The sequence below is a fragment of the Bacillus sp. SRL337 genome (assembly GCF_984799155.1).
In genome coordinates this window covers 3,655,527-3,668,488 of the sequence record NZ_OZ481793.1, presented here as the reverse complement: position 1 = coordinate 3,668,488, position 12,962 = coordinate 3,655,527, and the positions used below count along the sequence as shown (strand labels likewise).

The window sequence follows — 12,962 nt, the reverse complement described above, 5'->3', positions numbered from 1 at the left end:
ATATCGGCTTTCGCCCTTTAGGCATGTTGTTGGACATTTAACGCCTTCAAATTGATAATAATAGGCACAAGTAAAAGAATGGAAGGAGTTGTTGATGGAGTGTCTTTGAAATTGAGTGTATTAGATCAATCCCCGATAGCTGAAGGGATGAGTCCGGAAACAGCTCTGCAGAATACTGTCAAACTCGCGAGGTATGTGGAACAATTGGGCTTTTCGCGCTTCTGGGTTTCCGAGCATCACGACACAAATACGCTTGCGGGCTCTTCACCGGAAGTCCTGATTGCCCACCTGGCTGCCAACACAGAGAACATCCGGATTGGATCCGGCGGTGTAATGCTTCCTCATTACAGTGCCTATAAAGTGGCAGAAAACTTTCGTGTGCTGCAAGGCTTAAACCCAGGACGTATTGATTTAGGAATCGGGAGAGCCCCTGGTGGAATGCCGAGAGCATCCCTTGCGTTGAATAACGGAAATTACCGGGATGTGAACCAGTATCCTGAACAGATAGATGACTTGCTTGGCTATCTTACGGATGAGCTTCCGGAAGCGAATCCTTTTGAAGGCCTGCAAGCTTCTCCGCTTATCAGGACCAGACCGGATGTCTGGATGCTGGGTTCCAGCCCATCCAGTGCCATGCTGGCTGCTGAAAAGGGGCTTCCTTATACATTTGCGCAGTTTATTAATGGGGAGGGAGGACCACAGTATACCAGGAATTATCGTGAAAATTTCATTCCATCCAGGTTCCTTAATAAACCGAAAAATATGGCAGCCGTATTCGTCATTTGTGCTGAAACAGCTGAAGAAGCTGAGAGGGTGGCATCAAGTATTGACCTGTCGATGATTATGATGGAACAGGGGATGAGGGCGAATGGGACACCAAGTCCTGAAAAGGCAGCAGCTTATCCATACAGTCCTTTTGAAAGAGCAAGGGTCTTGGAAAACCGAAAACGAATGGTGGTTGGAAATCCCCAAAACGTGAAGGCAAGGCTGTTGGAGCTGAGTGAACAGTATGAAACGGACGAAATCATGCTTGTCACCATTACCTATGATTTCGAAGATAAGCTGAGGTCTTTTAAGCTGGTGGCAGATGAATTATGGTAATACCCTCAAATCATATGAAAAAGGGATGACCCAAAAATGGGCATCCCTTATCTTTTTTCCAAAGCTAAGATGAACGGCGGATTGTTGATGCCATTCATGAATTGATATCGAAGAACATGGACATAGTTTTGATCGAGCCTTTCTGCATATCTCAGGATATAGTCCCGTTCGACTGCGCCTTCGCGGTGTCCATGGTAAATAACAAGAACGATGATGCCCTCGGGTGCCATCATATCCAAAAGGGCTTCTATTGCTTTTATTGTCGTTTTTGGCCTGGTCACAATCGTCTTATCCCCGCCAGGCAGATATCCGAGGTTAAATACGGCACCTGTCACTTTTCCGTAATGAACGGGGGGGATGACATTGCCGACTGTTTCATGCCCTTGTTTAAATAGTGTCACGCGGTCCTGCAATTCATGAGTCTGAAGTCGTTCCCTTGTATTGAATAATGCCTCTTCCTGAATGTCAAAGCCATATACCCGCCCATTCTCTCCTACAAGCTGGGCCAGAAAAAGCGTATCATGCCCGTTGCCGAGAGTAGCATCGATGGTGACATCCCCAGGCTTTACAGCATTGGATAAAAGATTGCGTGCAAATGGGAGTACTTTTTCAAGCTTCATACTTTCACCTCCGCTTTAAAAAATTTCCCCTGCCAACTGTCTCTGCGCTGCAGTTCAGCGTCGATGGCATTCAAAACATTCCACTTATTCACACTCCACATTGGTCCAATCATCAAGTCAATCGGCCCATCACCGGTAATCCGGTGGACAATCATCTTGGGAGGAAGGATTTCCAGTTGGTCACAGACCAAGCTAACATATTCCTCAAATGAAAGGAATTCAAGCTGTCCCTTTTCATACTGTTTCACCATAGGGGTCCCTTTCAGGAGATGAAGAAGGTGAATTTTGATGCCTTGTACATCCAGCTTGGCGACTTCTTCCGCTGTTTCCATCATCATTCTGTAATCTTCCTGTGGAAGTCCGTTGATAATATGGGAACAAACACGTATGCCATGCTTCCTAAGCTTGTTTACACCTTCTTCATAGCATTGATAGTCATGAGCCCTATTGATCAGGCTGGCGGTTTTTTCATGCACCGTCTGCAGTCCAAGCTCTACCCAAAGGTAGGTCCGTTCATTCAGTTCTGCAAGATATTCAACTACATCGTCCGGCAGGCAGTCTGGCCGTGTTGCAATCGAAATTCCGACGACACCTTCCTGTTTAAGCACGGTTTCATATTTCTCCCGGAGCTCTTTTACAGGAGCATGGGTGTTGGTGAATGCCTGAAAGTAAGCCATGTATTTGCCGCTTTTCCATTTAAGATGCATTTTTTCTTTTATATCTTTAAACTGCTTCTCGAGAGAATCGATTCGGCTGCCGGCAAAATCACCGGAACCAGCTGCAGAACAGAAGGTACATCCTCCATAGGCAACTGTGCCGTCACGATTTGGGCAGTCAAACCCTCCATCCAGAGCCACTTTAAATACTTTATGTCCAAACGTTTCTTTCAGATGATAATTCCATGTATGATACCGCTTTACATCAGCGGCATACGGAAACGGGTTCGTCTTATTAATGACAAACACCTCCTTAAGTCTCTCTGTATGATGATAGAAGCAATTTTATCATGAAAGGGCAGTATATCCAATTACAGCAGGGTTACAGTTCCCTCAGGAAAAAATTTCTACTGATGATTCCTTTTTTATAACAAACACTAAACACAGAAGCACAGCTTCATTTTTGAAGTTATGGAGGGATTAATTATGGCAACCAGACAATCTGTGGATGAGTGCTTGCAGAAATGTGAAGATGCACTCCGTTATGCACAGGAACAATATAAATCAGGCACAAAACAGGAACATTACCATGACCAGGAATACACGGACGCGATGCAGAAAGTGGAAGAAGCAGTCAATGATATCAGGCATCTGGCGAACAGTGCCAACTCGCAGCAGCGTGACCAGCTGCACAGAATGCGTCTGCAGCTGCAGCAATTCCAAAATGAAATGGTCCTGTTAGACCATGACCCTGATTCAGTTGGAGGGAGATTGCATTGAAGAAACGTTCTAAACAAAATGATCCTGAGCAGAAAACCAGGAACGCAGAAAGTAACCTGGATACAGAGTTTGGCGAAGAGTACAATCCGGTGAAGAAAGCAAAGAAGAGGTATGAAAAGCAGGCACAGCCAGTGAAGTCCAAAAACCGGGAATTGGAGAACAAGTAATAGAGGTAGAAGGTGTCTCTCTTGATGGAGGGCACTTTTTTATTATTAAGGAAGGAACACCAAACTCAGAAAAACCAAAGAATGAGGTTGAGGAAGGGCTTGATTCCTTCATGAGTATAGTGGAAGAGAATATTTATATTTCATTGAAGGGGCAAAATTGACCTGATGAAAAGTGAAAACCTCTGGATTCAATTTATAAATCTATGTTCAGAAAACGAAGAGGACCGGATACACCGGCCCTCTCCTTATAAAAGTCAATTCTATCATTCAGTTAGTTGTACCCTGGGTGCTGTTCACATAGGGCATACAAAACACCCTATTCATCGGGCATTCCATGGTTGAAAGGTTATGTCCAGTCAATTAATGGGAAATTCCACATTATATTTCCCATACCCATCTGAAGCCTCAGAAACAAATTCAATCGTGCCGTCGGCAGGAAGTGCTTTTTGCGCATCCATGGAGGTTTCGAAAGTGACATTTACTTTGGTGCTGACAGGTGCGAAATTCCAGTTGCCATCAGCAGTCGGGTCGATTGAGCCCAGTTCACGAATATAATCAATGATGGCTTGACGGTTTTCATCTGGATAGATTTCTGTCTGGGTACTGTTTTTAACCCCAGGGAATGTTCCGCTTGCACGGTAATTATTCGTGACAACCAGGAATTCCTGGTCAAGATCGATTGGCTGGCCATAGTATTGAAGATTCTTGATACGGTTTGCAGTTTCATTTACGACGTTGCCATCATTATCATATTTAGCTGGTTGGGTTACATCGATTTCATATGTGACTCCATCAATGACGTCATAGTTGTAAGTAGGGAAACTGTTGTTTACCAAAGATTGTTCTTCGCTTGCACTTTCGTCGATCTGCTTGAATTGTCCCGCTGACATTTCAAGCCATTCTTTTACATCTGCCCCCGTGATTTTTACCGTAGCGACAGTATTTGGATATAGATATAAATCAGCTACATTCTTGATGGCAATTTCGCCTGCAGGTATATATGTGTAGTAGCTGGCTCCATTTCTTCCGCCTGCTTTAAAAGGAGCTCCCGCAGACAGAATGGGAAGGTCGGCATCCGCTGTCCCGGCCAGCTGTTTTTCAATGTACCATTTCTGCGCATTGGTCACGATCTGCACGGAAGGGTCATCCTGTACCAGGGAAAAATAGCTGTGGATGTCAGCCGTTGTTGTTCCAACAGGCTGGTTTACATAATTGACAGTTCCTTCATGAGCTTCTTTTACAGCATCCAGGATTTCCTGGTCAGCATCAACTAGTGGCTGTTTGGATGCTTTATCATAAATGGCTCTCAAATTGGTTACTGAATTCTTGACTTTCCATTTGCCCTTCACTTTTTCTATCGTAAGGTCCATTACACCAAGCTGGTTGCCCCAGCTGCCAGGCATGACCACAGGTATATCATTGATTGTTCCATTTTCCAAATCAACTCCAGGAAGGCTTCCGAAATCTCCTGGGAAATTCAAGTGGTTGTGTCCGGAGATGATTGCATCTACACCTTCCACTTTGGTCAGGTCATAAGCAGCATTTTCTTCCATTTCCACCCTCTGCTCATCGCCGATACCGGAATGCGAGAGGACAACAATCAGATCAGCACCATCCTTTTTCATCTTGGGTATATTTTTTTCAACCGAATCCACGATATCTTTCGTGATCACTTGGCCATCGAGATTAGCCTTGTCCCACTGGACGATTTGAGGAGTGACAGCACCGATGACACCGACTTTAATGACTTTGGTTCTACCGGAAGTATCGACTACTTTTTTCTTGAGGATTTGATAGGGCTTTACATAGTTTTCATCATTTGATGGATCGTTGTCCCCGTCTTCTTTATAGATGTTTGAATTGACATAAGGGAATGGCGCATCATCAAGTACTTCATCAAGATAATCCAGCCCATAGTTGAATTCATGGTTGCCCAGTGTGGCAGCATCATAGTCCAAAAGCTCCATAGCCTGGAAGACAGGATGAGTTTCACCATCTTTTAAAACATCCACCTTCGCTTTATAATCTCCAAGCGGGTTTCCCTGGATCAAATCTCCGTTATCAAACAATAAAGTGTTTTCTTTTTCAGCTCTCGCCTGCTTAATCAGTGATGCTGTTTTGGCAAGACCGAATTCGTCCGTAGGTGCATCCTTATAGTAATCGTAGTTATAGAGGTGGGTATGAATATCGGTTGTCCCCAGAATCCTTAATTCTACTTCATGTTTTCCTGGTTTAGCAGGTTTCCCCTTATGGTCAGGCTTATGAGCCATCGCACTTTCCAAGGAAATTGGTGATGCGAGTACGGTTAATGCCATGGCAGTTGCGGCAGCTGTTCTTCCAACCTTTTTGCGGAAGTTCTTGTTCAAGTTGTCCATCCCCCTAGTTAATAGATTAATTCCATCTATTATTATAGGTGTTTGTATAATTGCGGGAATGGTCTAAAAGTTGCGAGTTTTCTTGCATGTCCATTTAATCATTGTGAAAGGATAGTGCTATGGAACCGCTTTCCTATTAAATCAGTGCTAATCAAGGTTCAATAGTTCCTCTTCGTGGTAAAAGAAAACTATTCAGGCTAATAGAAGGAGGAGAAGAATGGAATCATTGAAAGAACTATTGAAAGAGTTGCTACTGATTAACAGTTCGACAAAGGAAGGAAGCAACAAGGCCATTGAATTCTGCGGCCAATGGCTTGAGGAAAATGGGCTGCCGGTGAATATCATTGAGAATAATGGCTACAAGATGCTTGTTTCAGAAATTGGAAGCGGAGAAAAAAAAGTTATCTTTAATGGGCACATTGATGTTGTAAGCGGTCATGATGACCAGTTCATTCCACGCGAGAAAAATGAAAAGATATACGCCCGTGGTTCGGCAGATATGAAAGCAGGCGTCGTCTGCATGATGGAAGCGATGGTTGCGCTAAAGGATAAGGACCTTAATACAAAAATTCAGCTTCAAATTGTTTCGGATGAAGAAATCGGAGGGTTTAACTGTACAGGGTATCTGGTTGAAGAAGGCTATACAGGAGATTTTGTCATTTGTTCTGAACCAACACAGCTTGGCGTTGCTTTGCAGGCAAAAGGCGTTTTACGGCTGAATGTTGAAGTGGATGGCGTGCCGGCTCATGGCAGCAGGCCATGGGAAGGTGAAAATGCCATTGAGAAAGCATTTGAAGTCCATAACAAAATAAAAGAACTTCCATTCATGCAGGAGAGTTCTGACTATTATCCAATGCCTTCCTTAAACCTTGCTATCATTGAAGGCGGTGACGTTTATAATAAGGTCCCGGAAAAATGCATGCTGAAATATGATATACGGTATTTGCCGGAACAGACGAAGGACCGGATCGTCCAGGAAATCGAAAATGCAGTCGAAAGTTCTGTTTTTGTTTCTATGTTCAGTAAGCCAGTCCGAACTGATATTGATGATTACTATGTGCAGAAAATAAAAGCCGCTGTCGAGGAACATACCGGGGAAGAAGCTGTGTTTTTCGGTCAGCATGGCTCAGCCGATACACAATTCTTCGCCCAGCTTGGCATTCCAGCCATTGAATTTGGCCCGGTAGGTGAAAACTGGCATGGGAACAAAGAAAATGTAGAGATCGACTCGCTCTATTTGTATCACAGTATGCTGGTTGATTTTGCTAAACGTATTTAATATGATTAGGCAGCTTCGGCTGTCTTTTTTTATTTGGGTCGAAATCATTCATTAATTGAAGATTCCTCTCTGAGAGACTCGAAAGATGAAATAGGGTGCAGGTCGGGTTGGTCATAAGATATGTTCACATAAGCGGTCTGGGTGGGTATAAGTTGCAGAAAACAAAGGGAGAACCGATGCCGCCAGTTTATCTGGACGGGTGTACGGAATGGAGCGGCAACGAAATCGATGCCGCCAGAATGTCGAAGTGGGGACATGGATGGGTGGAGATAGAGAAAATGGTGCTGTCAGAATGTTCAAAGCGCGGCATTAAACCGGAAGTGAGAGGGTACATTGCCTTCAAAAATGAGAGGACGAACTTACTCACCAGTGTATAGATAAATTCTGCTGTTTTTGTAATTATCTCTCTATTTGAAATCGTATTGCGCGGGAGGTTGAAAACCCCTATAATCATTTTGGGAATCGAAATATCTATAGGGAAAGGAAGCGCTCATTATGCCAAAATCATTGTGGCTGTTAATCGCTGGTATGATGGTGAATGTAACGGCATCATCATTTTTATGGCCGTTGAACACAATTTACATTAATTCGCATCTTGGCAAATCACTATCCGTCGCTGGATTGGTCTTGATGCTGAATGCAGGGGCAAGTGTCATCGGAAATCTGTATGGAGGAAGCCTCTTTGATAAAATCGGAGGTTACAGGTCAATTTTAACAGGGATTATCATTACGTTGGTCGCCCTTGTCGGGATGAACTTTTATCATGGATGGCCTCATTACGTCATTTTTCTTGCGATAGTCGGTTTTGGTTCTGGAATCGTTTTTCCTTCTGTGTATGCAATGGCAGGATCAGTATGGCCAGAAGGCGGACGGAAATCCTTCAATGCGATTTATGTTGCACAGAATGTCGGTGTGGCAGTCGGCGCTGCTCTTGGCGGGCTTGTTGCTTCCTATTCCTTTCAATATATCTTTCTTGCAAACCTAATTATGTATGTGGTTTTCTTTCTGATTGCATTTTTCGGCTACAAGAATATCTCCGTCAATGCAGCGAAACAGACTTCGCTAATCCAAGAAGGTACTTTCATTAAAAATAAATCGAAATTCACCGCTTTAATCTTGATTTGTTCTGCTTATATTCTGTGCTGGATCGGTTATGTGCAGTGGCAGTCAACCATCGCAAGCTATACTCAGGAAATCAATATCAGCTTAAAACAATACAGCCTGTTGTGGACAATCAATGGAGCGTTAATCGTGCTTGCACAGCCGCTGCTTTCAAGAATGATTCGCCGGTTTGAGAATAATCTGAAGCTCCAGATCCAGATCGGAATTGTCATCTTTATGATTTCGTTCGGTGTTGCGGCTGTCGCTGATGCTTTCCAAATGTTTGCGATAGCGATGATCATCTTGACAATCGGGGAAATGCTGATCTGGCCGGCGGTGCCAGCAATTGCAAACAGCTTGGCACCGAAAGGAAGAGAAGGATTCTACCAGGGAATCGTCAACAGTACGGCAACTGGCGGAAGGATGGTCGGTCCGCTGCTCGGTGGGATCATGGTGGATATGTTCGGCATCTCCACGTTATTCACTTCCTTGATTGGGCTATTTGCAGTGGCGATGGTTTTCACAGCCGTCTATGACCGGTCGTTAAAGAAAAAAGAATCTGTAAGTGTATCAATCTCTTAAAATGTTGGACTATCTTCTTCGGGAGGATGGTCTTTTTTTCTCGGTGCGTGGTACAAAAAGGCTGATTTGTGTGAGGCACCGAAAAAAGGTGAGGAAAAATGACTATTTAGGCTTGCAACTCTGTATACTTTTGCATAAAATAGTGAATACAATAGTTTATAGAATTAAACGTTGATAAGGAACAGTAGTGATGAGGGTCCGCTTTAGAGAGTTGACGGCAGGTGAAAGTCAACCGGAAACCATCATGAACTCGCCTTTGAGTTGCGGGTGTGAACCTAAGTAATGCCTGCCGTTTTCCGCGTTAAGGATGGAATCAAGTGAGTGCGTGTACACTAATGTGGGTGGTACCGCGGGAGATTATCAAAGACCTCTCGTCCCAATTATTATTTATTAATAATTGGGGCGGGATTTTTTTATTTTTAAGTTTTAAAAATTATTGCTTTTTAACAGTAGTGTCAATTGGGTTTTTATGTATAGTTGATTGGAGTGTAAGGACGCACGACCTCCTGCGGGAGTAGCGGACAGGTGAGACCAAGGTTACGGACCCACCGGAACCGTAACCTCACAGGCAAAGCCCAGGAGGCTCACCGCCCGCCCCGCGGAGTCGAGCGGCCTGCAACGCAGATCAACGAACCCTTTTATGAAAGCAATTATTTTAAAAAATCAATTTTATATGAAAAAGGGAGGTTCACAATATGAGCTTTAACCACAAAGACATTGAACAAAAGTGGCAGCATTATTGGGAAGAACACAAAACATTCAAAACCGAAACGGAAAAGGAAAGACCTAAATTCTATGCACTGGATATGTTTCCTTATCCATCAGGTGCCGGCCTTCACGTAGGGCACCCTGAAGGATATACAGCAACAGATATCCTTTCCCGAATGAAAAGAATGCAGGGCTATAATGTACTTCATCCAATGGGATGGGATGCATTTGGCCTTCCTGCTGAGCAATATGCGCTCGATACAGGAAATGACCCGGCAGAATTCACGGAGAAAAACATCAATACCTTCCGCCGCCAGATCAAATCGCTTGGATTTTCTTATGATTGGGACCGTGAAGTCAATACGACAGATCCACATTACTACAAGTGGACTCAATGGATTTTCACAAAGCTTTATGAAAAAGGCCTTGCCTATGTCGATGAGGTAGCAGTGAACTGGTGCCCTGCATTAGGTACGGTTCTTGCAAACGAAGAAGTAATCGATGGTAAAAGTGAGCGCGGCGGGCATCCGGTGGAGCGCCGTCCGATGAGACAGTGGATGCTGAAAATCACGGCTTATGCAGACCGCCTTCTTGAAGACCTTGAAGAAGTTGACTGGCCGGAAAGCATCAAAGACATGCAGCGCAACTGGATCGGCCGTTCTGAAGGTGCGGAAGTGAACTTCGCCATTGATGGCACTAATAAAAACTTCACAGCCTTCACAACCCGCCCGGATACCCTTTTCGGTGCAACTTATGCGGTACTGGCTCCTGAACATCCGCTTGTAGACGAAATCACAACAAGTGAGCAAAAGGATGCTGTTTCTTCTTATATTGATAAAGTCAAAGCAAAAAGTGACCTTGAGCGTACAGACCTTGCGAAAGATAAATCAGGTGTCTTCACTGGTGCCTATGCGATCAACCCGATAAATGGCGAGAAGATGCCAATCTGGATCGCTGACTATGTTTTGATGAGCTACGGGACAGGTGCCATCATGGCTGTTCCAGCACATGATGAAAGAGATTATGAATTTGCGGAAAAATTCGGTCTTTCAATCAAAGAAGTGGTTGCGGGCGGAGATGTTCAAAAAGAAGCCTACACTGGCGATGGTGAGCATGTAAATTCTGATTTCCTTAACGGACTTGGGAAAGAACAAGCGATTACAAAAGCAATCGAATGGCTTGAAAAAGAAGGAGTCGGTGAGAAGAAGACGACTTATCGTTTAAGAGACTGGTTGTTCAGCCGCCAACGCTACTGGGGCGAGCCGATTCCGGTCATCCATTGGGAAGATGGCACAACAACGACTGTCCCGGTTGAAGAACTGCCTTTGACTCTTCCAAAAACGACTGAAATCAAGCCTTCTGGAACAGGTGAATCCCCTCTTGCCAATATCAGCGAGTGGGTGAACGTCACTGATCCTGAAACAGGCAAAAAAGGACGCCGCGAGACAAATACAATGCCGCAATGGGCAGGAAGCTGCTGGTACTACCTTCGTTACATTGACCCTCATAATGATGAGGCGATCGCAAGCGAAGAAAACCTTAATCACTGGCTTCCGGTTGATATGTACATCGGTGGTGCAGAGCATGCGGTACTTCACTTGCTTTATGCACGTTTCTGGCACAAATTCTTGTATGATATCGGGGTAGTACCAACGAAAGAGCCTTTCCAGAGATTGTTCAACCAGGGGATGATTCTTGGTGAAAACAACGAGAAGATGAGTAAGTCAAAAGGTAACGTTGTTAACCCTGACGAAATCGTATCTACGCATGGTGCGGATACGCTTCGTATGTACGAAATGTTTATGGGACCGCTTGAAGCATCTGTCGCATGGAGCGAAAACGGTCTTGACGGTTCCCGCCGCTTCCTTGACCGTGTCTGGAGACTTCTTGTTGATGAGAATGGAAACATCAGTGAGAAAGTGAAAGACGAAGCGAATAAGGATCTTGAGAAAACGTATCATCAAACTGTGAAGAAAGTGACAGAAGACTTTGAAGGGCTTCGTTTCAACACAGGGATTTCGCAAATGATGGTCTTCATAAATGATGCTTATAAAGCGGATGTCCTTCCGAAGGAATATGTTGAAGGATTCGTGAAGATGCTTGCACCGGTCACTCCGCATATCACTGAAGAGCTTTGGAGCAAGCTTGGCCATGAAGGAACACTTGCTTATGCAGAGTGGCCGAAATATGATGAATCTAAACTTGTCAGCAACGAAATCGAAATTGTCTTCCAGGTAAATGGTAAAGTTCGTGCGAAACTGACGGTACCACGCGACATCAGCAGAGATGAACTTGAAAAAATCGCCCTTGAAGATTCGAAAGTGCAAGAATTCATCGAAGGCAAGACGGTAAGGAAAGTTATTGCCGTCCCTGGCAAACTTGTTAATATCGTAGCAAACTAATTTTTGACCTGCCGGTGCCCCCAGTGGTGCCGGCCTTCTTATTTTTCGCTTGTATAGAGCTTTGATATAATGAAAAAATAAAGCTGAAAGGTGGTTACATAAATGCGGGATTATAAAACAATAACTCCAGAAGAATTAAAGAAGATGCTTGATGAAGGGGCTGACCTTGATCTTGTCGATGTCCGTGAAGATGAAGAAGTGGCAGAAGGCATGATCCCTCAGGCGAAACATATTAAAATGGGGGATATCCCTGAGTCTTTGGACAAGTTTGATAAGGACAAAGAATACATCCTGATCTGCCGGTCAGGTAACCGCAGCGGCAACGTCAGCCAGTTCATGCATGACCGTGGATACAAAGTCGTCAACATGGAAGGCGGTATGCTGGAGTGGGAAGGCGATACCCAGCCAAAGGATAAATGCATGTAAGTTTGTTGAAGCACGCTATTAGGCGTGCTTTTTTCATGGATTGGAAAGAAGGCATTGCCTGTGGATTTCGTTGTGGTTGGCGTTGTCGGATTTTGTCGTTTGGTCGATAAAATCGCATGACCGCCGATAAAGGTCTAAAAAGCGCCGATAAAGCTTTAATGTTCGCCGATAAAAGTATTAAAACCGCCGATAAGCTGGGTGAAACCGCCGTTAAACTTCGATTTATCTCGGCAGATTTCAGGGCTGCCAATGGCAGGGAGGCGATTCTGATCGGGGCCGCTGATCTTGATCAGGAATTTGCTGATAGTAATTCCTTCGTTAGTGTCATAAGTGATTACTTCTCCATCGAATATGCTACTCGTGAAATATTGATTGAGCTTGCTAACCAGCTGATTGGATGAATGTTGGAAAAGGATGCCCGATCAAGGTCATCCTTTTTCATTTCCATCAGATCGTCACCCATCCAACGAATTACACTTAATAGCTTTGGAAAAAGGCCAGGCCACAACTTACCCTTGCTTACCTCCCTGCACAAAGGCTTATTAAAAAATGTCACCTGAAAATGACTGGGCCGAGTGAGGCAATAGTTGAAAGAATAGCCCTTCATATTTGATATCAAGCAGACCCGCAATGATGAGCAAGATAATAAGCAGAAGTACTATTGTTTTTTTGTGATTTTTCAAGGTTTCCATCAAGGAATTTCCCTCCCTTGTTCGACATTAGATCATTTTATAATAATTTTCAGATGGAAAGGGATGGATATAT

13 protein-coding genes and 1 other annotated feature are annotated in these 12,962 nt (G+C 44.2%); of the genes, 9 read left to right on the top strand and 4 right to left on the bottom strand.

The features are described 5' to 3' along the window. Positions 1-99 precede the first annotated feature (99 nt). Complete coding sequence (locus tag AC4E8A_RS18500) at positions 100-1,101, top strand: LLM class flavin-dependent oxidoreductase (protein ID WP_490195181.1); 1,002 nt, start codon at positions 100-102, stop codon at positions 1,099-1,101. A gap of 47 nt (positions 1,102-1,148) precedes the next feature. Here the strand turns inward: AC4E8A_RS18500 and mnmM are convergent, their stop codons facing one another. Together mnmM and mnmL are read right to left on the bottom strand one after the other, a co-directional pair. Then, on the bottom strand, positions 1,149-1,721 hold the full coding sequence (gene mnmM / locus AC4E8A_RS18495) for a tRNA 5-(aminomethyl)-2-thiouridylate-methyltransferase MnmM (protein WP_490195179.1): 573 nt from the start codon (positions 1,719-1,721) through the stop codon (positions 1,149-1,151). Beyond that, positions 1,718-2,677 carry a tRNA modification radical SAM protein MnmL/YtqA gene (mnmL, locus tag AC4E8A_RS18490; RefSeq protein ID WP_490198935.1) on the bottom strand — a complete coding sequence of 320 codons (960 nt, stop codon included), beginning with the start codon at positions 2,675-2,677 and terminating at the stop codon, positions 1,718-1,720. Before mnmL ends, mnmM begins: the two co-directional genes overlap by 4 nt. 186 nt (positions 2,678-2,863) lie before the next feature. On the opposite strand from mnmL, the gene AC4E8A_RS18485 reads away from it, so the two are divergent. Together AC4E8A_RS18485 and AC4E8A_RS18480 are read left to right on the top strand one after the other, a co-directional pair. Continuing rightward, on the top strand, positions 2,864-3,157 hold the full coding sequence (locus tag AC4E8A_RS18485) for a YtzC family protein (RefSeq protein ID WP_490195177.1): 294 nt from the start codon (positions 2,864-2,866) through the stop codon (positions 3,155-3,157). After that, positions 3,154-3,324 (top strand): glycogen biosynthesis protein GlgD, encoded by a 171-nt coding sequence (locus AC4E8A_RS18480; protein ID WP_490195175.1) that lies wholly within the window; start codon positions 3,154-3,156, stop codon positions 3,322-3,324. The genes AC4E8A_RS18485 and AC4E8A_RS18480 overlap by 4 nt, the downstream gene beginning before the upstream one ends. A 356-nt stretch (positions 3,325-3,680) precedes the next feature. Here AC4E8A_RS18480 and AC4E8A_RS18475 read toward each other — a convergent pair whose 3' ends face one another. Beyond that, on the bottom strand, positions 3,681-5,639 hold the full coding sequence (locus AC4E8A_RS18475; RefSeq protein ID WP_490198934.1) for a bifunctional 2',3'-cyclic-nucleotide 2'-phosphodiesterase/3'-nucleotidase: 1,959 nt from the start codon (positions 5,637-5,639) through the stop codon (positions 3,681-3,683). Between the two features lie 277 nt (positions 5,640-5,916). Here AC4E8A_RS18475 and AC4E8A_RS18470 point away from each other — a divergent pair, with 277 nt between their 5' ends. The 6 genes from AC4E8A_RS18470 (at position 5,917) to AC4E8A_RS18445 (ending at position 12,598) form a co-directional block, all read left to right on the top strand. Beyond that, positions 5,917-6,978: a M20 family metallopeptidase gene (locus AC4E8A_RS18470; RefSeq protein WP_490195173.1), complete on the top strand. Its 1,062-nt coding sequence runs from the start codon at positions 5,917-5,919 to the stop codon at positions 6,976-6,978. Between the two features lie 152 nt (positions 6,979-7,130). After that, positions 7,131-7,355 (top strand): hypothetical protein, encoded by a 225-nt coding sequence (locus tag AC4E8A_RS18465; RefSeq protein ID WP_490195171.1) that lies wholly within the window; start codon positions 7,131-7,133, stop codon positions 7,353-7,355. Positions 7,356-7,473: 118 nt separating this feature from the next. Further along, the gene (locus AC4E8A_RS18460) at positions 7,474-8,661 is read left to right on the top strand and encodes an MDR family MFS transporter (RefSeq protein WP_490195170.1); all 1,188 of its coding nucleotides are present in this window, start codon (positions 7,474-7,476) and stop codon (positions 8,659-8,661) included. 162 nt (positions 8,662-8,823) lie between these two features. Beyond that, positions 8,824-9,043 (top strand) — a binding site (T-box leader). Positions 9,044-9,356: 313 nt separating this feature from the next. Then, a complete protein-coding gene (gene leuS / locus AC4E8A_RS18455; protein ID WP_490195168.1) occupies positions 9,357-11,771 on the top strand; it encodes a leucine--tRNA ligase in 2,415 nt (804 codons plus the stop codon). Between the two features lie 102 nt (positions 11,772-11,873). Further along, complete coding sequence (locus tag AC4E8A_RS18450) at positions 11,874-12,197, top strand: rhodanese-like domain-containing protein (protein WP_490195166.1); 324 nt, start codon at positions 11,874-11,876, stop codon at positions 12,195-12,197. A gap of 116 nt (positions 12,198-12,313) precedes the next feature. Next, positions 12,314-12,598 (top strand): hypothetical protein, encoded by a 285-nt coding sequence (locus AC4E8A_RS18445; protein WP_490195164.1) that lies wholly within the window; start codon positions 12,314-12,316, stop codon positions 12,596-12,598. A 141-nt stretch (positions 12,599-12,739) separates the two neighbouring features. Here the strand turns inward: AC4E8A_RS18445 and AC4E8A_RS18440 are convergent, their stop codons facing one another. Further along, positions 12,740-12,889, bottom strand: a complete 150-nt coding sequence (locus AC4E8A_RS18440; protein WP_490195162.1) for a hypothetical protein — start codon at positions 12,887-12,889, stop codon at positions 12,740-12,742. Between the last annotated feature and the right edge of the window lie 73 nt (positions 12,890-12,962).

Excerpts from the sequence above, each read along its gene's own strand:
- mnmM (WP_490195179.1), bottom strand. The coding sequence starts at position 1,721 with ATGAAGCTTGAAAAAGTACTCCCATTTGCACGCAATCTTTTATCCAAT.
- AC4E8A_RS18485 (WP_490195177.1), top strand. The coding sequence starts at position 2,864 with ATGGCAACCAGACAATCTGTGGATGAGTGCTTGCAGAAATGTGAAGAT.
- AC4E8A_RS18475 (WP_490198934.1), bottom strand. The coding sequence starts at position 5,639 with ATGGCATTAACCGTACTCGCATCACCAATTTCCTTGGAAAGTGCGATG.
- AC4E8A_RS18470 (WP_490195173.1), top strand. The coding sequence starts at position 5,917 with ATGGAATCATTGAAAGAACTATTGAAAGAGTTGCTACTGATTAACAGT.
- AC4E8A_RS18460 (WP_490195170.1), top strand. The coding sequence starts at position 7,474 with ATGCCAAAATCATTGTGGCTGTTAATCGCTGGTATGATGGTGAATGTA.
- leuS (WP_490195168.1), top strand. The coding sequence starts at position 9,357 with ATGAGCTTTAACCACAAAGACATTGAACAAAAGTGGCAGCATTATTGG.
- AC4E8A_RS18450 (WP_490195166.1), top strand. The coding sequence starts at position 11,874 with ATGCGGGATTATAAAACAATAACTCCAGAAGAATTAAAGAAGATGCTT.
- AC4E8A_RS18445 (WP_490195164.1), top strand. The coding sequence starts at position 12,314 with ATGACCGCCGATAAAGGTCTAAAAAGCGCCGATAAAGCTTTAATGTTC.
- AC4E8A_RS18440 (WP_490195162.1), bottom strand. The coding sequence starts at position 12,889 with ATGGAAACCTTGAAAAATCACAAAAAAACAATAGTACTTCTGCTTATT.